Annotated in this window: 17 protein-coding genes; 10 read left to right on the top strand and 7 right to left on the bottom strand. The window is 54.8% G+C overall.

Annotation, left to right across the window (positions count from 1 at the left end; all coding sequences use genetic code 11):
- Window positions 1-6 precede the first annotated feature (6 nt).
- The gene (gene clpA / locus EHN07_RS07600) at window positions 7-2,280 is read left to right on the top strand and encodes an ATP-dependent Clp protease ATP-binding subunit ClpA (protein WP_124023573.1); all 2,274 of its coding nucleotides are present in this window, start codon (window positions 7-9) and stop codon (window positions 2,278-2,280) included.
- Window positions 2,281-2,386: 106 nt separating this feature from the next.
- Here clpA and infA read toward each other — a convergent pair whose 3' ends face one another.
- The 6 genes from infA to EHN07_RS20470 all read right to left on the bottom strand — a co-directional run bounded on the left by infA (window position 2,387) and on the right by EHN07_RS20470 (window position 8,455).
- Window positions 2,387-2,605, bottom strand: coding sequence for a translation initiation factor IF-1 (gene infA, locus EHN07_RS07605; RefSeq protein WP_002211347.1), 219 nt, complete (start codon window positions 2,603-2,605; stop codon window positions 2,387-2,389).
- 291 nt (window positions 2,606-2,896) lie between these two features.
- The gene (gene aat, locus EHN07_RS07615) at window positions 2,897-3,589 is read right to left on the bottom strand and encodes a leucyl/phenylalanyl-tRNA--protein transferase (RefSeq protein ID WP_124023574.1); all 693 of its coding nucleotides are present in this window, start codon (window positions 3,587-3,589) and stop codon (window positions 2,897-2,899) included.
- A gap of 54 nt (window positions 3,590-3,643) precedes the next feature.
- Window positions 3,644-5,365 (bottom strand): heme ABC transporter ATP-binding protein/permease CydC, encoded by a 1,722-nt coding sequence (gene cydC / locus EHN07_RS07620; RefSeq protein WP_124023575.1) that lies wholly within the window; start codon window positions 5,363-5,365, stop codon window positions 3,644-3,646.
- Window positions 5,365-7,131 carry a heme ABC transporter permease/ATP-binding protein CydD gene (cydD, locus tag EHN07_RS07625; RefSeq protein WP_124023576.1) on the bottom strand — a complete coding sequence of 589 codons (1,767 nt, stop codon included), beginning with the start codon at window positions 7,129-7,131 and terminating at the stop codon, window positions 5,365-5,367. The genes cydC and cydD overlap by 1 nt, the downstream gene beginning before the upstream one ends.
- A gap of 130 nt (window positions 7,132-7,261) precedes the next feature.
- Complete coding sequence (gene trxB, locus EHN07_RS07630; protein ID WP_124023577.1) at window positions 7,262-8,230, bottom strand: thioredoxin-disulfide reductase; 969 nt, start codon at window positions 8,228-8,230, stop codon at window positions 7,262-7,264.
- Between the two features lie 84 nt (window positions 8,231-8,314).
- Complete coding sequence (locus EHN07_RS20470; protein WP_167467295.1) at window positions 8,315-8,455, bottom strand: hypothetical protein; 141 nt, start codon at window positions 8,453-8,455, stop codon at window positions 8,315-8,317.
- Window positions 8,456-8,720: 265 nt separating this feature from the next.
- Here EHN07_RS20470 and lrp point away from each other — a divergent pair, with 265 nt between their 5' ends.
- The 9 genes from lrp (at window position 8,721) to EHN07_RS07675 (ending at window position 22,373) form a co-directional block, all read left to right on the top strand.
- On the top strand, window positions 8,721-9,215 hold the full coding sequence (gene lrp / locus EHN07_RS07635) for a leucine-responsive transcriptional regulator Lrp (protein WP_124023578.1): 495 nt from the start codon (window positions 8,721-8,723) through the stop codon (window positions 9,213-9,215).
- A gap of 122 nt (window positions 9,216-9,337) precedes the next feature.
- A complete protein-coding gene (locus EHN07_RS07640) occupies window positions 9,338-13,120 on the top strand; it encodes a DNA translocase FtsK 4TM domain-containing protein (protein ID WP_124023579.1) in 3,783 nt (1,260 codons plus the stop codon).
- Between the two features lie 163 nt (window positions 13,121-13,283).
- The gene (lolA, locus tag EHN07_RS07645; protein WP_124023580.1) at window positions 13,284-13,895 is read left to right on the top strand and encodes an outer membrane lipoprotein periplasmic chaperone LolA; all 612 of its coding nucleotides are present in this window, start codon (window positions 13,284-13,286) and stop codon (window positions 13,893-13,895) included.
- Window positions 13,896-13,903: 8 nt separating this feature from the next.
- A complete protein-coding gene (locus tag EHN07_RS07650) occupies window positions 13,904-15,247 on the top strand; it encodes a replication-associated recombination protein A (protein ID WP_124023581.1) in 1,344 nt (447 codons plus the stop codon).
- 94 nt (window positions 15,248-15,341) lie between these two features.
- Window positions 15,342-16,634 (top strand): serine--tRNA ligase, encoded by a 1,293-nt coding sequence (gene serS / locus EHN07_RS07655; protein ID WP_124023582.1) that lies wholly within the window; start codon window positions 15,342-15,344, stop codon window positions 16,632-16,634.
- 364 nt (window positions 16,635-16,998) lie between these two features.
- Window positions 16,999-19,443 carry a dimethylsulfoxide reductase subunit A gene (gene dmsA, locus EHN07_RS07660; protein ID WP_124023583.1) on the top strand — a complete coding sequence of 815 codons (2,445 nt, stop codon included), beginning with the start codon at window positions 16,999-17,001 and terminating at the stop codon, window positions 19,441-19,443.
- Window positions 19,444-19,453: 10 nt separating this feature from the next.
- Window positions 19,454-20,071: a DMSO/selenate family reductase complex B subunit gene (locus EHN07_RS07665; protein ID WP_124023584.1), complete on the top strand. Its 618-nt coding sequence runs from the start codon at window positions 19,454-19,456 to the stop codon at window positions 20,069-20,071.
- Window position 20,072: 1 nt separating this feature from the next.
- Window positions 20,073-20,933, top strand: a complete 861-nt coding sequence (locus tag EHN07_RS07670; protein WP_124023585.1) for a DmsC/YnfH family molybdoenzyme membrane anchor subunit — start codon at window positions 20,073-20,075, stop codon at window positions 20,931-20,933.
- Between the two features lie 291 nt (window positions 20,934-21,224).
- Complete coding sequence (locus EHN07_RS07675; RefSeq protein WP_124023586.1) at window positions 21,225-22,373, top strand: MFS transporter; 1,149 nt, start codon at window positions 21,225-21,227, stop codon at window positions 22,371-22,373.
- Between the two features lie 50 nt (window positions 22,374-22,423).
- On the opposite strand, the gene pflA is transcribed toward EHN07_RS07675, so the two are convergent.
- Entirely contained in the window at window positions 22,424-23,164 is a 741-nt protein-coding gene (gene pflA, locus EHN07_RS07680; protein ID WP_124023587.1) for a pyruvate formate lyase 1-activating protein, read from the bottom strand.
- Window positions 23,165-23,273 lie beyond the last annotated feature (109 nt).

Here is a 23,273-nt window from a genome sequence, read left to right on the forward strand (position 1 = left end):
GTGCCTATGCTCAATCAAGAACTGGAACTCAGTTTAAACATGGCTTTCGCCAGAGCGCGCGAGCACCGACATGAGTTTATGACCGTCGAGCATCTGTTACTGGCTTTGCTCAGTAACCCATCGGCTCGCGAAGCGCTGGAAGCGTGTAGCGTGGACCTGGTGGCGCTGCGACAGGAACTCGAGGCCTTCATCGAACAAACCACGCCGGTTCTGCCCGCCAGTGAAGAAGAGCGTGACACTCAGCCTACGCTTAGCTTCCAGCGTGTGCTGCAACGTGCGGTCTTTCACGTCCAGTCTTCTGGCCGCAGTGAAGTGACCGGGGCAAATGTACTGGTGGCTATCTTCAGCGAGCAGGAGTCCCAGGCTGCGTACCTGCTGCGTAAACATGAAGTCAGCCGGCTTGATGTGGTCAACTTTATCTCTCACGGTACACGCAAAGACGAACCTAACCAGGCGCCGGGCGCAGAAAATCCGGTTAATGAAGAGCAGGCAGGCGGGGAGGAACGTATGGAAAACTTCACCACCAATCTCAACCAGCTTGCACGCGTGGGAGGGATCGATCCGCTGATTGGCCGCGAGAAAGAGCTTGAGCGCGCCATTCAGGTTCTGTGCCGCCGCCGTAAAAACAACCCGCTGTTGGTGGGGGAGTCCGGGGTCGGGAAGACGGCGATTGCCGAAGGGCTTGCCTGGCGTATCGTGCAGGGCGACGTGCCGGAAGTGATTGCCGATTGTACTATTTACGCGTTGGATATCGGTTCGTTGCTGGCGGGCACGAAATACCGCGGTGACTTTGAGAAACGTTTTAAAGCGTTGCTCAAGCAGCTTGAACAGGATCAGAACAGCATTCTGTTTATCGATGAAATTCATACCATTATCGGTGCAGGCGCCGCGTCCGGCGGCCAGGTGGATGCGGCCAACCTGATTAAGCCGCTGCTGTCGAGCGGCAAGATCCGCGTCATCGGCTCAACAACGTATCAGGAATTCAGCAATATCTTTGAAAAAGACCGTGCTCTGGCACGTCGCTTCCAGAAAATTGATATTACTGAGCCCAGCGTTGAGGAGACCGTGCAGATTATTAACGGTCTGAAACCGAAATACGAAGCGCACCATGACGTGCGTTATACCGCGAAAGCGATTCGTGCCGCGGTGGAACTGGCGGTGAAATATATCAACGATCGTCACCTGCCGGACAAGGCAATTGACGTTATCGACGAAGCAGGGGCTCGTAGCCGCCTGATGCCGGTGAGCAAGCGTAAGAAAACGGTCAATGTCGCCGATATCGAAACCGTGGTCGCACGTATTGCCCGCATCCCGGAGAAGAGCGTGTCGGCAAGCGATCGTGATACGCTCAGAAGCCTGGACGACCGTCTGAAAATGCTGGTGTTTGGCCAGGATAAAGCCATTGAGGCGTTAACCGAAGCGATCAAAATGAGCCGTGCCGGGTTAGGACACGATCGTAAGCCCGTTGGTTCCTTCCTGTTTGCCGGCCCAACCGGGGTGGGTAAAACGGAAGTGACCGTGCAGCTGGCGAAATCGCTGGGCATTGAGCTGCTGCGCTTTGATATGTCGGAATATATGGAACGCCACACGGTGAGCCGTTTGATTGGCGCGCCTCCGGGATACGTAGGTTTTGACCAGGGCGGCCTGCTGACGGATGCGGTGATTAAGCATCCTCACTCTGTGCTGCTGCTTGATGAGATCGAAAAAGCGCACCCGGATGTCTTTAACCTGCTATTACAGGTGATGGATAACGGTACGCTGACCGATAACAACGGGCGCAAAGCGGACTTCCGTAATGTGATTCTGGTGATGACCACCAACGCCGGGGTGCGTGAAACCGAGCGTAAGTCGATTGGCCTGATTCGTCAGGACAACAGTACCGACGCAATGGAAGAGATCAAAAAGATCTTTACCCCGGAATTCCGCAACCGTCTGGACAACATTATCTGGTTCAACCATCTCTCTACCGAGGTGATCCACCAGGTGGTCGACAAATTTATTGTTGAGCTACAGGTGCAGTTGGATCAGAAAGGGGTTTCGCTGGAAGTGAGCCAGGAAGCGCGTGACTGGCTGGCAGAGAAAGGCTATGACCGTGCGATGGGCGCGCGTCCCATGACGCGTGTAATTCAGGACAACCTGAAAAAACCGCTCGCCAATGAACTGCTGTTTGGTTCATTAGTGGACGGAGGCCAGGTCACGGTGGCGCTGGATAAAGAGGATCAGAAACTGGTTTATAATTTCCATAGCGCGCAGAAGCACAAACCGGAAGCGGCTCACTAATTATTCATCAGCAGCCTAATAAAAAAAGGCCAGGTTAATAAATAACCTGGCCTTTCTATTACTAAACTGTTTGCGCCGCCTGTCAGGGCCGCGCTAAATAAAACTATCAGCGACTACGGAAGACAATGCGGCCTTTGCTCAGGTCGTACGGGGTCAGCTCTACAGTGACTTTGTCACCCGTCAGGATGCGGATATAGTTTTTACGCATTTTACCGGAGATATGAGCGGTTACCACGTGCCCGTTTTCCAGCTCAACGCGGAACATGGTGTTAGGTAACGTATCAAGAACGGTACCCTGCATTTCAATATTGTCTTCTTTGGCCATCTAATCCTCGAGGGTATCACTACCATAGTTTTGAACCGGCAAGATAATGCCCAGGTTCACGTATCATGTAAAGAATTGTTGGTGAAATCACCAGCGAAAGTGCAATTTGCACATTACCCGAAACCCACTCAAAAGCTGCACGCCTGGCGCTGGTCATGAGGGCTGCGAAGAGATAAACGATGGGCTGTCCCTGTTAAAGCTAATCCCAAACGGCGGTGGGGTAATGAGCAGAGTTCACTCTGCGGAGCTAATTATAACACTCTTAACCGTATTGTGCCGTAAACATTATCGTTACGAGAGGATTTGCGGCACCCAACAATAGGCGGGTAGCTGTAGCGGACGAAATATAGCCAGCTGCGCCAGATATTCCCGACGCGGAATTTCAACTGCGCCCAAAGATGCGGTATGCGCATTCAGCACCTGGCAATCAATCAGCCTGCCGCCATAATTGATAAAGTGCTGGCAGAAGACCAGCAGTGCCGTTTTGGACGCGTTTTCCCGACGGCTGAACATCGATTCACCGCAAAACAGCGCCCCTTGCGCCACACCATACATCCCGCCGATCGGTTCCTCACCTTCCCAGACCTCAACCGAATGGGCGTGTCCCAACTCATGTAGCCGCATATAGGCATCGATGATATCCGGGGTAATCCAGGTCCCTTCTTCACGGTCATCAGCACAGGCGCTGATAACTCGCTCGAACGCATGATTCAGCGTCACGCGATAAGGGGAGCGGCGATGGAAACGCTTCATGCTGCGGCTCAGGTGGAATTGCTCAGGAAGCAGCACCGCGCGCGGATCGGGCGACCACCATAAAATAGGGTCGCCGGGAGAGAACCAGGGAAAGATACCGCGCTGATAAGCCATCAATAAACGGGCGGGGCTTAAATCTCCCCCCAGCGCCAGTAACCCGTTAGGTTCACGCAACGCTGCTTCCGGCGAAGGGAAGGCAATTGAGTCACGGGAAAGCTGAATAAGGCGCATGGTGTCAGGGCTCCGGGGTGGTGATAATTATTGATGATAGCCTACTTACGCAGGCTATAAACGCTGGTGGAAATGATAATAGCGCCCACCGCTGGCCATTAAATCTGCGTGATGGCCTTGCTCAATAATTCGCCCGTTGTCCATCACAATTACGCTGTCGAAATTAGCGAGTCCACGCAGGCGATGTGTGACCATTAGCACGGTTTTATCTCTGGTTACCGTAGCCAGTAAATCAAGGATCTGACGTTCGGTTTCCGCATCCAGACCTTCGGTTGGCTCATCGAGTAAAAACAGCGGGGCATCGTGTAATAATGCACGCGCAATGGCCAGGCGGCGCAGCTCGCCACCCGAGAGCTGGCGGCCACCTTCGCCCAGCCAGCTGTTAAGACCGGCATCCTCCAGCAGTTTCTCAAGACCGACACGAGACAAAGCCTCGCTCAGTTCGGCATCGCTTGCGCCTGGCGCGGCCAGCAAAAGATTATCGCGCAGCGTGGCGCTAAATAAGTGCACCCGCTGTGACACCACGCTGGTAGAAGCGCGCAAAGCAGTTTCATCAAACTGGCCGAGTGCTTCGCCGTTCAAACGAATTTCGCCCTGCTGCGGTTCCCACGCACGGGTTAGCAGCTGGAGCAATGTTGATTTTCCGCAGCCAGTACGTCCCAAAATAGCGATGTGTTGCCCTGCTTCGACACGCAGCGAAATATCACGCAGCGCCATTTGCGCTTGCTCAGGATAGGCAAAGCTCAGGCTGTTAATTTCCAGCGCCACGCGTTCAGGAATTGTATGAGCGCGATCGGTGAAAACCACCGTTGGTTTTTGGCCGGTGATCTCAGTGACGCGTAGCGCAGAAGCGATAACCTGTCCCAGGTGCTGAAATGCGCCGGTGACCGGGGCCAGCGCTTCAAAAGCGGCAAGCGTACAGAAGACAAACAGCGCTATCAACGCACCCGGCGTGGCATTTCCCCCCACGCCCGCCGACGCCATCCACAGCATCAGGATGGTCGCGGCCCCGCTTATCAGCATCATCACGGCCAGGGAAAGCGCGCTGAGGTCAGCCTGACGGTGCTGCGCCTCTTGCCAGCGTTCCTCGGTCTCGTCAAGCTGCTGCCGGTAGCGCGGCGCGGCACCAAAAATGGTTAATTCCGCGTGGCCCTGCAGCCATGCGGTGAGCTGTTGGCGATAGTGTCCGCGCTGAATGGCGATCGCTTCGCCGGTTGGCTTTCCGGCAAAATAAAACAGCGGCGGCAGCAGAATTAACGTTGCCAGTAAAATACCGCCCAGCGTGAGGGCCAGCTGCACATCCAGCCAGCTCAAACCAAACGTCACCACCATTATCACCACCAACGCGCCGACCATGGGTGAAATGACACGCAGGTAGAGGTGGTCTAAGGTGTCGACATCCGCCACCAGGCGGTTTAGCAACTCGCCCTGACGAAAACGGGCAAGCCCGGCAGGGGAGAGCGGCAGCAGTTTGCTGAAGGTGGAAACGCGCAGGTGCTGAAGCACGCGGAAGGTTGCATCGTGGCTCACCAGGCGCTCAAAGTAGCGGCCCGCAGTACGGGTAATTGCGCCAGCGCGCACGCCTGCTGCTGGCAGCATGTAGTTAAAGCTGTAAATACCCGCCACGCCAACCACCGCCGAGGCAGACAGGAACCAGCCGGAGAGCGTTAGCAGCCCAATACTTGCCAGCAGCGTGACAATCGCCAGCACGACGCCAAGCGTCAGCAGCCATTTATGGCGGCAATACAGCGCCAGATAGGGAAGTAAAGCGCGCATTAGATCTCCTCCTGGCGATGAGCCAGTAACGTAGCGAACGGGCCGTTCTCAGAGGACAGCGTTGCGTAACTTCCTTGCTGCACGATACGCCCGTCACGCATCACCCAAACCTCATCCCACTCGCTGATGTAATCCAGCTGGTGGGTCACCATCAGGGTGGTTTGCTGACGGGAGGCGTTGCTCAATGCTTCCATTACGCGTTGTTCGCTATGGGCATCAAGGCTTGCGGCAGGTTCGTCGAGCAGCAGCAATCCGCACGGCATCAGTAAAGCGCGCGCCACCGCGACACGCTGTGCCTGGCCCACGGATAAACGTGCAGAAGCTTCACCCAGAGGCGTATCTATCCCCTGGGGTAACAACGGCAGAAACTCACTGACAGAGGCTTTATCCAGCGCCGTGGCTAATTGCGCAGCGCTGGCATCCGGCGCGCTCAACAGCACGTTTTCACGGATGGTTGCTGCCGGAAGCTGCGGGTTTTGCCCAACCCAGCTGAGCCGCTCACGCCACCATTCCGGCTCCAGCTCAGCCAGCTCAACACCGTTGATCAGTAACTGCCCCTGGTAGGGTAAAAAACCTGACAACACATTGAGCAGTGAGCTTTTCCCCGCGCCACTTTGCCCCACCAGCACCACGCGTTGCCCGGCAGCCAGGGTGAAGTTCAGCGGCCCGGCGAGCATTTTCTCCTCGCCGGACAAGATAACCAGATCGCGCGCTTCAATGCTGATAGGGTCATTGGCATTGAAGCGCATCGTACCCTGCTTGCGCTGCTGTAACGGAGCGTCAAGGAAGGTCATCAGGCTGTCGGCAGCCCCCACGGCTTGCGCTTTAGCATGATAAAAAGTGCCCAGATCGCGCAGCGGCTGGAAAAATTCAGGCGCCAGAATCAGCGCGAGGAAACCGGCAAACAGCGTCACCCCGGTGCTGTAATGGCCAAAGTTCAGCTCGCCCAGATAGGAGAAGCCAAAATACACCGCAACCAGCGCGATGGAGAGCGAGGCGAAAAACTCCAGCACGCCGGAGGAGAGGAACGCCAGGCGTAACACCTCCATGGTGCGCTGACGGAAATCCCGGGAAGCGATGCGGATATTTTCTGTTTCGGCGTGCCCGCGATTAAACAAACGCAGCGTTTCCATGCCGCGCAGGCGATCGAGGAAATGGCCGCTGAGCCGGGCTAACGCCTGGAAGTTGCGGCGGTTAGCGTCCGCAGCCCCCATGCCAACCATCGCCATAAACAGCGGAATAAGCGGTGCCGTGCAGAGTAATATCAGGGCCGCGACCCAGTTAGACGGGAAAATAGCAACCAGAATGAGCGCCGGAACCATCACCGCAAGCGACATTTGCGGCAGGTAACGGGCGTAATAATCATGCATATCTTCAATTTGTTCCAGCACCAGCGTTGCCCAACTGCCGACAGGCTTGCCCTGAATCCAGGCGGGACCGGCCTGATGCACGCGGTCGAGCACCTGGCGGCGAATTTGCTGGCGAATATGCAGCCCGGCGTAGAAGCCCACTTTTTCACGCAGCCAGACCACCCAGGCGCGTAAGACAAAAATCAGGATCAGGATAATAAAAGGCAGCAGCAGGGCATCGCGCGGGATATTTTCCATAATCATATGCTGCAGAATTCGGGCTAAAAGCCATGCCTGAGCAACAATTAACAGCCCGCTGACCAGGCCTAAAATACGGGACAGCCCCAGCCAGCGGCGCGAAATAACGCTTTGTTGTTTTAGCCAGCGGCTAAGTTGTTGTTGACGGGTTTTATTCATGAGTTGCCAGCGCAGGTTGGTAATACATTATCAGGCAAAATTTGCGGGCAATGTTACAACGCAGGCAAAATAAAGGCGACCTATTCAGTCGCCTTTACGTATCTTCAAACTGCTAATCAAGAAGGGGCAGTTACTTATTCTGTTCGGCCAGGCCGTCCAGGTAGCGCTCGGCATCGAGCGCCGCCATACAGCCGGTGCCCGCAGAGGTAATCGCCTGGCGATAAATATGATCCATCACATCGCCTGCCGCAAACACCCCAGCGATGCTGGTTTGTGTGGCGTTGCCGTGAATACCGGACTGCACTTTGATGTAGCCATTTTCCAGTTCCAGCTGGCCGTCAAAAATCCCCGTATTCGGACTATGGCCGATGGCGACAAACAGGCCAGCCACTGCCAGCTCTTCGGTGGTATCGGTGTTATGGACATCACGCAGGCGCAGGCCGCTGACGCCCATCTGGTCGCCGGTGACTTCATCCAGCGTGCGGTTAGTATGCAACACGATATTGCCGTTTTTCACCTTGTCCATCAGGCGGTTGATCAGGATTTTCTCCGCGCGGAAGCTCTCACGGCGGTGAATCAGATGCACTTCAGAGGCAATATTGGCCAGATAAAGCGCTTCTTCAACCGCGGTATTACCGCCACCGATGACCGCCACTTTCTGATTGCGATAGAAGAAACCGTCACAGGTTGCACAGGCTGAAACGCCACGCCCTTTAAATGCCTCTTCTGAAGGCAGTCCCAGGTAACGGGCGGAAGCACCGGTTGCGATGATCAACGCATCACAGGTGTATTCACCGCTGTCGCCCGTCAGACGGAACGGACGGTTTTGCAAATCAACTTTAGAGATGTGATCGAACAGAATTTCAGTTTCGAACTTAGCGGCGTGCTCATGCATACGCTCCATCAGAGCGGGGCCCGTCAGGCCTTCGGGATCGCCCGGCCAGTTCTCAACTTCGGTTGTGGTGGTTAGCTGGCCACCTTTTTCCATCCCGGTAATCAACACCGGCTTGAGGTTGGCGCGCGCCGCGTAGACTGCTGCGGTGTAGCCCGCAGGGCCGGAGCCAAGAATTAGCAATTTACTGTGTTTAGCGGTGCCCATGAGATCCTCATTGTTCGTTGGCAGTCAATCGAAGGATTGTAGGGAATTTAGCGGGGTAAAAAAAGGGTGCAGCGATTTTGTTAACTATATGTGCAATAGCCGCGCCCATTCAGCCAGCGCTAAAATATCCCGTAGCGCATAAAAATCCATCTGAACAGGGTAATTAGTCACGCCGGTAAAGTGATGAATAATCGTCAGGTAGCCCGGATATATGGCACGTTCCACTAAATTTCGATGTTTTGCTTTGACAATCCGCTAAGCATTTGCGAAAACATTCGAGGAAGAAAAACATTGGGTATGAGAGCGGTAAAATAACCGCGCATAGCCGATGCCAATTTACCGGGTTATTGAAATCTACTCATGGCGTGGACAGACGCCATAAGTGATGTCGATAGCGCCCGTTGGGCACCGGTCTTCTCACGTACACCTGGAACAGTGACGTTGACCGGGTTATGGCAGGTGAAGGAAGGAACACAGAGAGACAATAATAATGGTAGATAGTAAGAAGCGCCCTGGCAAAGATCTCGACCGCATCGATCGCAATATTCTCAATGAGCTGCAGAAAGATGGGCGTATTTCCAACGTCGAGCTTTCGAAGCGTGTGGGTCTTTCACCGACTCCGTGCCTTGAGCGCGTGCGTCGCCTGGAACGACAGGGGTTTATTCAGGGCTATATGGCTCTGCTGAACCCGCATTATCTGGATGCATCACTGCTGGTTTTTGTTGAGATTACTCTGAATCGTGGCGCCCCGGATGTGTTTGAGCAATTTAACGCTGCAGTTCAAAAACTGGAAGAAATTCAAGAGTGTCATTTGGTATCCGGCGATTTCGACTACCTGTTGAAAACCCGCGTACCTGATATGTCTGCGTACCGCAAATTATTAGGCGAGACCCTGTTACGACTGCCGGGTGTGAACGATACCCGTACCTATGTGGTGATGGAAGAGGTCAAACAGAGCAATCGTCTGGTCATTAAGACCCGTTAATCACGGGCCAGGTGCAAAATCTGCGTATTTTGGTTACACTCCTGGTAATTCATACAGCAACAGTGCCGGGAATGCTCGGCGCTGTTGCTCTCCATATTTATTAAGGACCTGGAGAGACTTACTTGAGCCAGGAATACACCGAAGAAAAAGAAGTGACATTACGCAAACTCAGCAGCGGGCGGCGGGCATTAGAGGCCTTACTGCTCCTTGTTGCCATTTTTGCCGTCTATTTGATGGTGGCGTTGCTTAGTTTTAATCCTTCCGATCCCAGCTGGTCACAAACCGCATGGCACGAACCTATCCATAACCTGGGGGGGATCCCCGGCGCGTGGCTGGCCGATACGCTGCTATTTATTTTTGGCGTGATGGCCTACACCATCCCGGCGATCATCATCGGTGCCTGCTGGTTCACTTTCCGCAATCGCGACAGCGAAGAGTTTGTGGACTATTTTGCCGTTTCCCTGCGTCTGATTGGCGTACTGGCCATGGTGCTGACGGCCTGTGGCCTGGCGGCGATAAACGCTGATGACATCTGGTATTTTGCCTCCGGCGGCGTGATTGGAAGCTTATTAAGCACCGCGATGATGCCGTTGCTCAACAGCAGCGGCGGCACTATTGCACTGCTGTGCGTGTGGGCTGCGGGCTTAACGCTGTTCACCGGCTGGTCGTGGATCGGTATTGCTGAGAAAATCGGCAGCGCGACCCTGAGCGTGCTGACGTTTGCCAGCAACCGCACACGCCGGGATAACACCTGGCAGGACGATGATTACGACGATGAAGAGCATCATGATGAGGAATACGCGCCAGAGGTTGAACGGCGTGAGTCTCGTCGTGCGCGAATTTTACGCGGCGCACTAGCGCGCAAGCAGCGAATCTCGGAGAAGTTTTCTAATCCGAACGGGCGCAAAACAGACTCGGCGCTGTTTTCTGGTAAACGCATGGACGATGCGGATGATGATGTTTTGTTCTCGGATCACAAAGCCACGCTGCCGGAAGAAGATGTTCTGTTTTCGGGGCATAAAGCGACCATGCCTGAAAGCGAAGAGTACGATCCGCTGCTGCACGGCTATTCTATCGTTGAACCTGTAGCTGCGCCTGCCGCAGCCGCCATGGCGAACACTGCCTACGCCGCTCCGGCTATGCCTGAGGCGACCGTATCACCGGCTATCGTTCCCGCACCGGAAATGGAACCAATCCCCGCGATTGCCTGGGAACCGGCACCCACACCGGTGACTCCAGAGCCAGTGATTGCTCCGGCGCCGGAAAGCTACAATACCCCAGGCATTGCGCAGCAATCTCCTCCTCAGCAGGAGCCACAGCAGGTAACCAGCTATTGGTCAGAGCCTGAATTTGCGCAACCGGCGGTTACGCAACCTCCAGTTGAGCCAGCTTATTTTGCGCCCGCTGCGGCAGAGCCAGCCGTCCAGCCTGAACCCGTTGAAGAAATCAAACCTGCGGTGCGTCCGCCTATCTACCATTTTGAAGAGGTTGAAGCGAAACGCGCTCGTGAGCGTGAGCAGCTGGCGGCCTGGTATCAGCCGGTTAATGAACCAAAGCCGGACCCTTACGGCTACGACAGCTCCCCGGCCTTTGCATCGGCCTCTCCAGCGGCTACGTCGCATTTTGACGCACCGGCGATGCCTCATGGTTTTGCCAGCGTTACACCTGAGGCTCCGGTTGTTCCGGCTCCAGCCGTAGCGCAGGGAGTGAAAGAGGCGGCGAAAGTTGCGGGCGCTGCGGCGGCGTTTAGCCCGGTATTCAGCATTGCAGGAGACGCGCCGCGCCCACAGATCAAAGAAGGGATTGGCCCACAGCTGCCACGTCCAAATCGTGTGCGTGTGCCAACGCGTCGTGAACTTGCCTCTTACGGTATTAAGCTGCCTTCTCAACGCATGGCGGAAGAGGAAGCTCGTCGGCAGAATGGCATGGACATCGATGAGGGGTATGCCGACGATGCCGAAGAAAGAGAGCAGCATGAGCTGGCGCGTCAGTTTGCCGCTCAGCAGCAACAGCGCTACGGCGAAGAGTACGAAGATGACGCCGTTCAGCAAAGTGAGGATGAAGCCGAGCAGGCGGAATTAGCGCGTCAGTTTGCTACGCAACAGCAGCAACGCTATTCCGCACCACCGCAGCAACCGACTCAGCAACAGCCCAATAACGCGCCGTTCTCACTGGATGATTTTGGTCTCTCACCGATGAAAACCTTGGTTAACGATGGGCCGAGCGAGCCATTATTTACGCCGGGTCATATTGAAGAGCCAGCTCCGGTGCCGCAGCCGCAAAGCTGGCAGGCTGCACCACAGGCACATATGCCGCAACAAACGCCAGCACCTGCTCCCGCTGCGGCGCCATCGATACAGGAAAGTTTGATTCACCCGTTCCTGATGCGAAATGGGGACGACCGTCCGCTACAGCGCCCAACCACGCCGTTGCCCTCGCTGGACTTACTGACTTCTCCACCGGCAGAAGTTGAGCCGGTAGATACCTTTGCTCTGGAGCAAATGGCGCGGCTGGTTGAAGCCCGTCTGGCGGATTACCGCATTAAAGCTGACGTGGTGGATTACTCTCCGGGCCCGGTTATCACTCGTTTTGAGCTTGATTTAGCACCGGGGGTGAAAGCGGCGCGTATTTCTAACCTGTCACGGGACCTTGCACGTTCGTTATCAACTGTTGCCGTGCGCGTTGTCGAAGTGATCCCCGGCAAACCTTATGTTGGGCTTGAATTACCGAACAAGAAACGCCAGACCGTTTACCTGCGTGAAGTGCTGGATTGTCCTAAATTCCGCGAAAGCGCCTCGCCGTTGACGGTCGTGCTGGGTAAAGACATCGGCGGTGAACCGGTGATTGCCGATCTGGCGAAAATGCCGCACTTGCTGGTGGCGGGCACCACCGGCTCAGGTAAGTCCGTCGGCGTGAACGCCATGATCCTCAGCATGCTGTATAAAGCCACGCCGGATGAAGTGCGCTTTATTATGATCGACCCGAAAATGCTTGAGCTGTCGGTGTATGAAGGCATCCCGCATCTGTTAACGGAAGTGGTAACAGATATGAAAGACGCTGCTAATGCCCTGCGCTGGAGCGTTAACGAGATGGAACGCCGCTACAAGCTGATGTCAGCCCTGGGCGTGCGCAACCTGGCGGGTTACAACGAACGCGTGCTGGAAGCCGAACGCATGGGCCGCCCAATTCCAGATCCCTTCTGGAAGCCAGGCGACAGCATGGAAGTCTCCCATCCGATGCTGGAAAAACTGCCGTATATCGTGGTGCTGGTGGATGAATTTGCCGACCTGATGATGACGGTTGGCAAGAAGGTGGAAGAGCTGATTGCTCGCCTGGCGCAGAAAGCACGTGCCGCAGGTATTCACCTTGTACTGGCCACACAGCGTCCATCGGTTGACGTAATTACCGGCTTGATTAAGGCCAACATTCCAACGCGCGTGGCGTTTACCGTGTCGAGCAAAATCGACTCCCGTACCATTCTCGACCAGGCCGGTGCTGAGTCGCTGCTGGGAATGGGGGATATGCTTTATTCCGGGCCAAACTCAACGCTGCCGGTGCGCGTGCACGGCGCGTTTGTACGCGACCAGGAAGTTCATGCGGTGGTTCAGGACTGGAAAGCGCGTGGTCGCCCTCAATACATCACCGGCATTACTTCCGATAGTGAAAGTGAAGGCGGCGCAGGAGGCGGGCTGGACGGCGATGAAGAGCTCGATCCGTTATTCGACCAGGCGGTTGCTTTTGTGGTTGAAAAACGTAAAGCGTCTATTTCCGGCGTACAGCGTCAGTTCCGCATTGGCTATAACCGCGCCGCTCGCATTGTTGAACAGATGGAAGCGCAGGGCATCGTCAGTCCGCAGGGGCATAACGGTAACCGTGAAGTGCTTGCGCCACCGCCATTTGAGTAACTTTTTGCATCAGAGCCGCGGCTGCGGCTCTTTTGCAAAGATGGGTAAATTGCCGGAAAATCAGCTTATTCTTCTGTTGCTCAGCAACGGCTCTCGACTAGAGTGGGCAGCAGAAAGGCTACAGCGCACTCGCTTTGTGGCGCATGAATTTAAAGGGATCATAATGAAAAAAATCGCTATTACTGGTGCTTTGTTGGCGGCTCTGACCGCTACCGCCGCCTGGGCTGACGCCGCGGGCGACCTGAAAGCCCGTCTGGATAAAGTCAGCAGCTTCCACGCCAGCTTCACGCAGCAGGTGACCGATGGTAGCGGTGCTGCGGTTCAGGAAGGTCAGGGGGATTTGTGGGTGAAGCGCCCGAACCTGTTCAACTGGCATATGACGCAGCCTGATGAGAGCATTCTGGTTTCTGATGGCAAAACTCTGTGGTTCTACAACCCGTTTGTTGAGCAAGTTAGCGCGACCTGGCTGAAAGACGCCACCGGGAATACGCCGTTTATGTTGATTGCCCGCAACCAAAGCAGCGACTGGCAGCAATACAACATCAGGCAAAGCGGTGATGATTTTGTGCTGACGCCAAAAACCAGCGCCGGCAACCTCAAGCAGTTCACGATTAACGTCGGCCGCGACGGGACTATCCATCAGTTCAGCGCCATTGAGCAGGACGATCAGCGCAGTAGCTATGCGCTGAAAACGCAGCAAAACGGCGCGGTGGAGATGAGCAAGTTCAAATTTACCCCGCCTGAAGGCGTGACGGTGGACGATCAACGTAAGTAGGGGTATCAGTGAGCAACCTGTCGCTCGATTTTTCTGAAAATACCTTCAAGCCTCTGGCCGCTCGTATGCGGCCGGAGAACCTCGCGCAGTACATCGGCCAACAACATCTGCTTGCCCCCGGCAAACCGCTACCGAAAGCCATCGTTGCGGGGCATCTTCATTCGATGATTTTATGGGGGCCGCCAGGCACCGGTAAAACCACGCTTGCGGAAGTGATTGCTCACTATGCTGATGCGGATGTGGAACGCATTTCGGCCGTCACTTCCGGGGTCAAAGAGATCCGCGAAGCGATAGAGCGCGCGCGCCAGAACCGCAATGCCGGGCGGCGTACCATTCTGTTTGTGGACGAAGTTCATCGCTTTAACAAAAGCCAGCAGGATGCGTTTTTGCCGCACATCGAAGACGGCACCATTACCTTTATCGGCGCGACCACCGAAAACCCGTCATTCGAGTTGAACTCGGCGCTGCTTTCACGCGCCCGCGTTTATTTGTTGAAATCGCTGACCGCTGAAGACATTGAACAAGTGCTCGATCAGGCGATGAGCGATACGGCTCGCGGCTACGGCGGGCAGAATATCGTGCTGCCGGATGAAACCCGTTTGGCCATTGCTGAACTGGTGAACGGCGATGCTCGCCGCGCGCTGAATACGCTCGAAATGATGGCCGATATGGCGGAAGTTGATGCCAGCGGACAACGCATTTTACAAATGGCGCTTCTGACCGAAATTGCAGGCGAATGCAGCGCGCGCTTTGATAACAAAGGCGATCGTTTTTACGATCTGATTTCTGCTTTGCATAAATCGGTGCGCGGCTCCTCTCCGGATGCAGCGCTGTACTGGTATGCGCGCATTATCACCGCGGGTGGCGATCCTCTGTATGTGGCGCGTCGTCTGTTAGCCATTGCCTCGGAAGACGTAGGCAATGCCGATCCGCGTGGGATGCAAGTCGCGATTGCGGCCTGGGACTGCTTCACGCGCGTTGGCCCGGCCGAAGGGGAACGCGCTATTGCCCAGGCCATTGTTTACCTGGCCTGTGCGCCGAAAAGCAATGCGGTTTACACGGCATTTAAAGCGGCAATGGCCGATGCCCGTGAGCGCCCGGATTACGACGTTCCTGTTCATCTGCGCAATGCGCCAACCAAATTGATGAAAGAAATGGGGTATGGGCAGGAGTACCGCTACGCTCATGACGAACCCAATGCCTATGCTTCCGGCGAAGTTTACTTTCCGCAGGAAATGGCACAAACACGCTATTATCGCCCGACAAACAGAGGTCTTGAGGGCAAGATTGGTGAAAAGCTCGCCTGGCTTGCTGAACAGGATCAAAATAGCCCGACAAAACGCTACCGCTAATGCAGACGTTGCGGTAAGGTTAGCAAGACTTTCTATGCGGTTGCAGGCTGTGACCGCTATCCCCTTCATTTAATTCGATAAGCACAGGATAAGCATGCTCGATCCCAATCTACTGCGTACCGAGCCAGACGCAGTCGCTGAAAAACTGGCACGCCGAGGCTTCAAGCTGGATGTAGAAACGCTGCGCTCCTTAGAAGAGCGTCGTAAAGTGTTGCAGGTTAAAACTGAAAATCTGCAGGCTGAACGTAACTCGCGATCGAAATCCATCGGCCAGGCGAAAGCGCGTGGGGAAGATATCGAGCCGTTGCGTCTGGAAGTTAACCAGCTTGGCGAAGAGTTGGATGCAGCTAAAACCGAGCTGGATGCCCTGCTGGCAGAGATCCGCGACATCGCGTTGACGCTGCCTAACATCCCGGACGATTGTGTACCAATGGGTAAAGACGACAGCGAAAACGTTGAAGTCAGCCGTTGGGGTGAGCCGCGCAAATTCGATTTTGAAGTGCGTGACCACGTGACTTTGGGTGAAATGGCGAAAGGGCTGGATTTTGCCTCTGCCGTTAAGCTGACGGGTTCACGCTTCGTTGTGATGCAGGGGCAGATTGCGCGTATGCACCGCGCCCTGAGCCAGTTCATGCTCGATCTGCATACCGAACAGCACGGTTATATCGAAAACTATGTTCCGTATCTGGTAAACCATGACACCCTGTACGGTACTGGCCAGCTGCCTAAATTTGCCGGGGACCTGTTCCATACGCGTCCACTGGAAGAAGAAGCTGGCGCCAGCAACTACGCGCTGATCCCAACCGCGGAAGTGCCGTTGACCAACCTGGTGCGTGACGAAATTCTGGACGACGAATCCCTGCCGCTGAAGATGACCGCTCATACCCCTTGCTTCCGTTCAGAAGCGGGTTCTTATGGCCGTGACACTCGTGGTCTGATTCGTATGCACCAGTTCGATAAAGTCGAAATGGTTCAGGTCGTGCGTCCGGAAGAGTCAATGGACGCGCTGGAAGAGCTGACAGGCCACGCAGAGAAAGTGCTGCAGCTGCTGAATCTACCGTACCGTAAAGTGCTGCTGTGCTCGGGTGACATGGGCTTTGGCGCGGTCAAAACTTACGATCTGGAAGTTTGGTTGCCGGCACAGGACACCTATCGCGAAATATCCTCTTGCTCTAACTGCGGAGATTTCCAGGCTCGTCGTATGCAGGCGCGCTGCCGCAGCAAAACAGACAAGAAAACCCGTCTGGTGCACACGCTGAACGGTTCTGGTTTGGCCGTTGGCCGTACTCTGGTCGCGGTGCTGGAAAACTACCAGCAAGCGGACGGCCGTATTGCAGTACCGGAAGTATTACGCCCGTACATGAAAGGGCTGGAGTACATCGGCTAATTATTACGGCTGATGTATTCGTTCTATTTCATTCTGGAAAAGCGCCTGCGGGCGCTTTTTTTATGGCGTAATTATTCTCATTCCCACAGTTAACCTCCCTTTATTGACATCAGGCAATAACAAATACCCCTATATGAGTATTATCGCCCTCAGAAAGAGAGTGAAGGTGACGAAGACAACTCATTCAGTTTGCTTATCATTGGCGGTTTGAAGTGACATAAAGTGACCGGCAGCCAGTCGTGATACTGAGATAAATTAAAACACTCCTTTCTCTTTTGAGCCGAGCAACGGAAACGCGGGCTGCACTTTCCTGGGTAACCACTGCCGGCTTGTTTAAATGTGAGCACCAAACAAGTGGGTCATTATGAAAGAGAAAACTTCTGATGCGGTTCTGGGCGCGCAGGTCAGCCGCCGTAAGCTGGTGAAAACCACCGCTATCGGTGGGCTTGCCGCTGCGAGCGGAGCATTAACGCTCCCCTTTAGCCGTCTGGCTTTTGCACAAACTCCCGCTGACACCCTGAACGCCGCTGAGAATGTGGTCTGGAGCGCCTGTACGGTGAACTGTGGCAGCCGCTGCCCGCTGCGTATGCATGTGGTGGACGGTGAAATCAAATATGTCGAGACCGATAATACCGGTAATGATGATTATGAGGGGCTGCATCAGGTTCGTGCCTGCCTGCGTGGCCGTTCAATGCGTCGCCGCGTCTATAATGCCGACCGCCTGAAATATCCAATGAAGCGCGTAGGTGCCCGTGGCGAAGGCAAGTTTGAGCGCATCAGCTGGGACGAAGCTTTTGATACCATCGCTAACAGCATGAAAGGCATCATTAAAGAGTATGGTAACGAAGCCATTTATCTGAACTATGGCACCGGGACGTTGGGGGGGACAATGACCCGTTCCTGGCCACCGGGCTCGACGCTGATTGCGCGTCTGATGAACTGCTGTGGCGGATATCTGAATCATTATGGTGACTATTCGACCGCACAAATCGCCGCGGGCCTGAACTACACCTATGGCGGCTGGGCGGATGGCAATAGCCCGTCTGACATTGAAAACAGCAAGCTTGTCGTCTTGTTTGGCAATAACCCAGGGGAAACGCGGATGAGCGGCGGCGGGGTGACTTACTACCTCGAACAGGCACGCGAGAAATCTAACGCGCGCATGATTATCATCGACCCGCGTTATACCGACACCGGCGCCGGGCGCGAAGATGAGTGGATCCCGATTCGTCCAGGTACAGATACCGCGCTTATCTCCGCTCTGGCCTGGGTGATGATCTCTGAAAATCTCGTTGACCAGCCGTTCCTTGATAAATACTGCGTGGGATACGATGAAAAAACGCTGCCGGATACTGCCCCAGCGAATGGCCATTACAAGGCTTATATTCTCGGTTCCGGCGCTGACGGCGTGGCAAAAACCCCGCAGTGGGCGGCAAAAATCACCGGGATCCCTGCTGAGCGCATTGTGAAGCTGGCCCGTGAAATTGCCAGCGCTAAGCCCGCATTTATCAGCCAGGGCTGGGGGCCGCAGCGCCACTCAAACGGCGAGCTGGTTTCCCGTGCCATCGCAATGCTGTCGATTCTGACCGGCAACGTCGGTATTCATGGCGGTAACAGCGGCGCGCGTGAAGGCTCTTATAGCCTGCCGTTTGTGCGTATGCCGACATTTGAAAACCCCGTCAAGACCAGTATTTCAATGTTCTTGTGGACGGATGCTATCGAACGTGGCCCGGAAATGACCGCCACACGCGATGGCGTGCGTGGTAAAGATAAGCTAGATGTACCGATCAAGATGATCTGGAACTATGCCGGTAACTGCCTGATCAACCAGCATTCTGAGATCAACCGCACCCATGAGATCCTGCAGGATGATAAAAAATGCGAGATGATTGTGGTTATTGATAACCACATGACTTCTTCCGCGAAATACGCGGATATCCTGCTGCCAGACTGCACCGCTTCGGAACAGATGGATTTCTGCCTCGATGCCTCCGCAGGCAACATGGCGTACGTGATCTTTGCCGGCCAGGCCATTAAACCGCGCTTTGAGTGCAAAACGATTTATGAAATGACCAGCGAGATTGCTAAGCGCATGGGGGTGGAGCAGAAATTTACCGAAGGTCGCAGCCAGGAACAGTGGATGCGCCATCTGTATCAGCAATCTCAGCAGGCGATTCCTGAGCTGCCGAGCTTCGAAGAGTTCAGCAAGCAAGGCATCTTTAAGAAGCGCGATCCTGATGGACACCATGTTGCCTATAAAGCCTTCCGTGAAGATCCTGTGGCGAATCCGTTGACCACCCCATCCGGGAAAATTGAGATCTATTCTGCGCAACTGGCAGAAATTGCTGCGAGCTGGCAGCTCAATGAAGGCGACGTTATCGACCCGCTGCCGGTTTACAGCGCGGGCTTTGAAAACTACGGCGATCCGCTGGCGGAAAAATGGCCGTTACAGATGACCGGTTTCCACTATAAAGCGCGTACCCACTCAACCTACGGCAACGTGGATGTGCTGAAGGCCGCTTGCCGTCAGGAGATGTGGATCAATCCACTGGATGCACAGTCGCGCGGCATTAAAAACGGCGACATCGTGCGTATCTTCAACGATCGAGGAGAAGTGCAAATCAACGCGAAAGTCACGCCGCGCATTATTCCTGGCGTGGTCGCGATGGGAGAAGGGGCGTGGTATAGCCCGGATGCCAATAAAATTGACCATGCTGGCTGCATTAACGTGCTGACCACCCAGCGACCATCGCCACTGGCCAAAGGCAACCCCTCCCACAGTAACCTCGTCCAGGTCGAGAAGGCGTAAGGAATAGCTGATGACAACTCAATACGGATTTTATATAGATTCCAGCCGCTGCACCGGTTGCAAGACCTGCGAACTGGCATGCAAAGACTACAAAAATTTAGGCCCGGATGTCAGCTTCCGCCGTATCTATGAATACGCGGGCGGCGACTGGCAGGAAGATAACGGCGTCTGGCAGCAGAATGTGTTCGCCTATTATCTGTCGATTGCCTGTAACCACTGCGAAGATCCTGCATGTACCAAGGTCTGCCCAAGCGGTGCGATGCACAAGCGTGAGGACGGCTTTGTCGTCGTCAACGAAGACGTATGCATTGGCTGCCGTTATTGCCATATGGCTTGCCCGTATGGCGCACCACAGTACAACGCAGAAAAAGGCCATATGACGAAATGTGATGGCTGCTACTCGCGTATCGCGGAAGGGAAGAAACCGGTTTGTGTGGAATCCTGTCCGTTGCGTGCGCTGGATATGGCACCAATTGCTGAACTGCGCGCGAAATATGGCGAGCAGGCAGCGATAGCTCCGCTGCCATCGGCCCATTTCACCAGGCCAAATATCGTCATTAAACCTAACGCCAACAGCCGCCCTTGTGGGGACAAAACCGGCTATCTGGCAAACCCTAAGGAGGTGTGAGATGGGTAACGGATGGCATGAATGGCCGCTGATGGTCTTTACGGTTTTAGGGCAGTGCGTCGCCGGTGGCTTTATTGTTATCGCGCTGGCGTTGCTGACCGGCGTTAGGGAACCTGCGCAGCTTAAACGCGTGCACTGGGCGATGATCGTGCTGTGGGTGCTGATGGGGATTGGCTTTATGGCCTCGGTGCTTCACCTTGGTTCACCGCTGCGCGCCTTCAACTCGCTTAATCGAATGGGCGAGTCAGCATTGAGTAATGAAATTGCCAGCGGTTCGCTGTTCTTTGCCGCAGGCGGATTCTGGTGGCTGCTAACCGTGCTGGGCAAAATGCCGCAGGCGTTGGGTAAAATCTGGATGGCGCTGACCATGGTGCTGGGCGTGTTTTTCGTCTGGATGATGTGCAAGGTCTACCTGATTGATACCGTACCAACGTGGTATAGCATTTATACACCGCTCAGTTTCTTCCTGACGATGCTGATTGGCGGGCCGCTGCTGGGCTATCTGCTACTGCGAGTGGCTGGCGTCACCGGCTGGGGGATGCGCATTCTTCCGGCTGTATCACTGTTAGCCGTTGTTGCGAGTACTGCGGTGGTGATGCTGCAAGGAATGGAGCTAGCGACTATTCAAAGTTCCATTGCGCAGGCATCGACGCTGGTTCCGCAATACGGCGCGTTAATGTCATGGCGACTGCTGGTTCTGGCTGCGGCTTTAGCCTGCTGGATTATTCCACAGCTCAAAGGTGGGCTGGCAAATCCCGCGCTGCTGGCGCTAGCTTTTGTGCTGATGATTGCCGGAGAGCTTATCGGGCGCGGCGTATTCTACGGCTTACATATGACCGTCGGTATGGCGATCGCCAGCTAGTCAACGCTTAAAACGAAATGCGCCTGCGGGCGCATTTCGTCTTTTCAGATAAGAAAATATCATCCGAATGACCATGAAATTTTTCATCCGGTCAGCCGCGCGGCACGATCCTAAGATCCCATCAAAAACAGTCAGATAGCTTCTGGCGTTAGCGCTTCCCCGACCGGTTAGATAAGTTTTATCAATCGACAGCCTGCAAATCGCGCCAGGCCCTGCCAGCGCTGGATTGACAATCTTTTTTCCGCTGGCATGATGCGCGCAATTTCTTCTCTTCCTCGCGGTTTTTTTTACATGTCCACCTATACCCGACCGGTGCTGCTTTTGCTCTGTGGTCTGATGCTTTTGACCCTGGCGATTGCGGTATTAAATACGCTGGTTCCACTCTGGTTAGCCCATGAGCATCTGCCAACCTGGCAAGTCGGGATGGTGGGGTCGTCCTATTTTACCGGCAACCTGCTCGGAACTTTGCTGACCGGCTGGCTGATTAAGCGTCAGGGTTTTAACCGCAGCTACTATCTGGCCTCGCTGATTTTTGCCGCTGGTTGCGCAGGGCTGGGATTAATGACCGGTTTCTGGAGCTGGATGGCGTGGCGTTTCATTGCCGGGGTTGGCTGCGCGATGATTTGGGTAGTGGTGGAAAGTGCGCTGATGTGCAGCGGGACTTCGCGTAATCGCGGACGCCTGCTGGCGGCATACATGATGGTTTATTACGTAGGCACCGTGCTGGGTCAACTGTTGATAAGCAAAATGCCCACGGATTTAGCCAGCGTTCTGCCAGGGGTAACCGCGCTGATTCTGAGCGCTATTCTTCCGCTGCTGTTCACCCGTATTGTGAACGATCGCAGTGAAAATCAGGAGGCGACACCGGTCTGGCCGATGCTGCGCCTGCGCCACGCGCGCCTTGGCGTGAACGGCTGCATTATTTCCGGGATTGTTCTGGGTTCGCTGTACGGATTAATGCCGCTGTATTTAAATCATCAGGGCGTCAGCGATGCGGGCATTGGTTTCTGGATGGCGGTGATGGTCAGTGCGGGCATTGTCGGGCAGTGGCCGGTAGGGCGCCTGGCCGATCGTTTTGGCCGTTTGCTGGTGCTGCGAGTTCAGGTGTTCGTGGTTATTCTGGGCTGCATGGCGATGCTAACTCATGCCGCAATGGGGCCAACACTGTTTGTGCTGGGGGCGGCTGGGTTTACGCTGTATCCGGTAGCGATGGCCTGGGCTTGTGAAAAAGTGGAGCACCACCAGCTGGTCGCCATGAATCAGGCTCTGTTATTGAGCTATACCGTGGGCAGCTTGCTGGGCCCAACCTTGACCTCGATGCTGATGCAAAGCTACTCAGACAGTTTACTGTTTGTGATGATTGCCGGCGTGGCGTTTGTATACCTGCTGATGTTACTGCGCAAAGCAGGGGCGCATACCACACCGATTGCCCATGCCTGATAAAAATGGCCCTCATTCAGCATGAGGGCCATATTGCTAATGTGGCAAAGTCAGTACATCACCTTGTGACCATACTGCTCCAGAATACCTTTCACGCGTTCCATGGTCTCTTTCTTCGGTGGATGCACGCCGTCAAGCTTGTACTCTTCACCCATCGCCACCCATTTGTGTTTGCCCAGTTCATGGTATGGCAAAAGCTCAATCTTCTCGACATTGCCCATATCACGCGTGAATTCGCCAAGGCGATGCGCCGAGTCATCATCGTCTGACCAACCCGGCACGACCACGTAGCGGATCCAGACATTCACGTTTTTATCTGCAAGGTAGCGTGCAAATTCCAGCGTGCGGTGATTCGAGACGCCAACCAGATGCTGGTGGATCTCATCATTCATCTGTTTTAAATCCAGCATCACCAGGTCGGTGACTTCGAGTAATTCATCAACCACCGGATCGTAGCGACGTACAAAACCGTTGGTATCCAGGCAGGTATGAATGCCTTCCTGGCGACAGGCGCGGAACCAGTCGCGCACGAACTCGGCCTGCAGCATGGCTTCGCCGCCGGAGGCCGTGACGCCACCACCCGACGCATTCATAAAGTGGCGATAGGTCACCACCTCTTTCATCAGCTCTTCAACGGTTATCTCTTTGCCGCTGTGGGTGTCCCAGGTATCACGGTTATGGCAATACAGGCAGCGCATCAGGCAGCCCTGGAAGAAGGTGATAAAACGAATGCCGGGACCATCCACGGTTCCGCAGGATTCAAAGGAATGAATTCGGCCAATTACTGACATTGCGGTGTTCTCTCCAGTATGGGCTCGTGCTTTAAAACAGGAACCCGGTTGAGCGCGGTCTGTGTACAGATTGCCGCGTCGAATCAGTTTTGCGCGATAACTTAAACGT

This window comes from Buttiauxella warmboldiae (assembly GCF_003818135.1).
GTDB lineage: Bacteria > Pseudomonadota > Gammaproteobacteria > Enterobacterales > Enterobacteriaceae > Buttiauxella > Buttiauxella warmboldiae.

What these genes read in the sequence shown, in the direction of transcription:
- clpA (WP_124023573.1), top strand. Translation starts at nt 7, where the DNA reads ATGCTCAATCAAGAACTGGAACTCAGTTTAAACATGGCTTTCGCCAGA.
- infA (WP_002211347.1), bottom strand. Translation starts at nt 2,605, where the DNA reads ATGGCCAAAGAAGACAATATTGAAATGCAGGGTACCGTTCTTGATACG.
- aat (WP_124023574.1), bottom strand. Translation starts at nt 3,589, where the DNA reads ATGCGCCTTATTCAGCTTTCCCGTGACTCAATTGCCTTCCCTTCGCCG.
- cydC (WP_124023575.1), bottom strand. Translation starts at nt 5,365, where the DNA reads ATGCGCGCTTTACTTCCCTATCTGGCGCTGTATTGCCGCCATAAATGG.
- cydD (WP_124023576.1), bottom strand. Translation starts at nt 7,131, where the DNA reads ATGAATAAAACCCGTCAACAACAACTTAGCCGCTGGCTAAAACAACAA.
- trxB (WP_124023577.1), bottom strand. Translation starts at nt 8,230, where the DNA reads ATGGGCACCGCTAAACACAGTAAATTGCTAATTCTTGGCTCCGGCCCT.
- lrp (WP_124023578.1), top strand. Translation starts at nt 8,721, where the DNA reads ATGGTAGATAGTAAGAAGCGCCCTGGCAAAGATCTCGACCGCATCGAT.
- lolA (WP_124023580.1), top strand. Translation starts at nt 13,284, where the DNA reads ATGAAAAAAATCGCTATTACTGGTGCTTTGTTGGCGGCTCTGACCGCT.
- serS (WP_124023582.1), top strand. Translation starts at nt 15,342, where the DNA reads ATGCTCGATCCCAATCTACTGCGTACCGAGCCAGACGCAGTCGCTGAA.
- dmsA (WP_124023583.1), top strand. Translation starts at nt 16,999, where the DNA reads ATGAAAGAGAAAACTTCTGATGCGGTTCTGGGCGCGCAGGTCAGCCGC.
- EHN07_RS07665 (WP_124023584.1), top strand. Translation starts at nt 19,454, where the DNA reads ATGACAACTCAATACGGATTTTATATAGATTCCAGCCGCTGCACCGGT.
- EHN07_RS07670 (WP_124023585.1), top strand. Translation starts at nt 20,073, where the DNA reads ATGGGTAACGGATGGCATGAATGGCCGCTGATGGTCTTTACGGTTTTA.
- EHN07_RS07675 (WP_124023586.1), top strand. Translation starts at nt 21,225, where the DNA reads ATGTCCACCTATACCCGACCGGTGCTGCTTTTGCTCTGTGGTCTGATG.
- pflA (WP_124023587.1), bottom strand. Translation starts at nt 23,164, where the DNA reads ATGTCAGTAATTGGCCGAATTCATTCCTTTGAATCCTGCGGAACCGTG.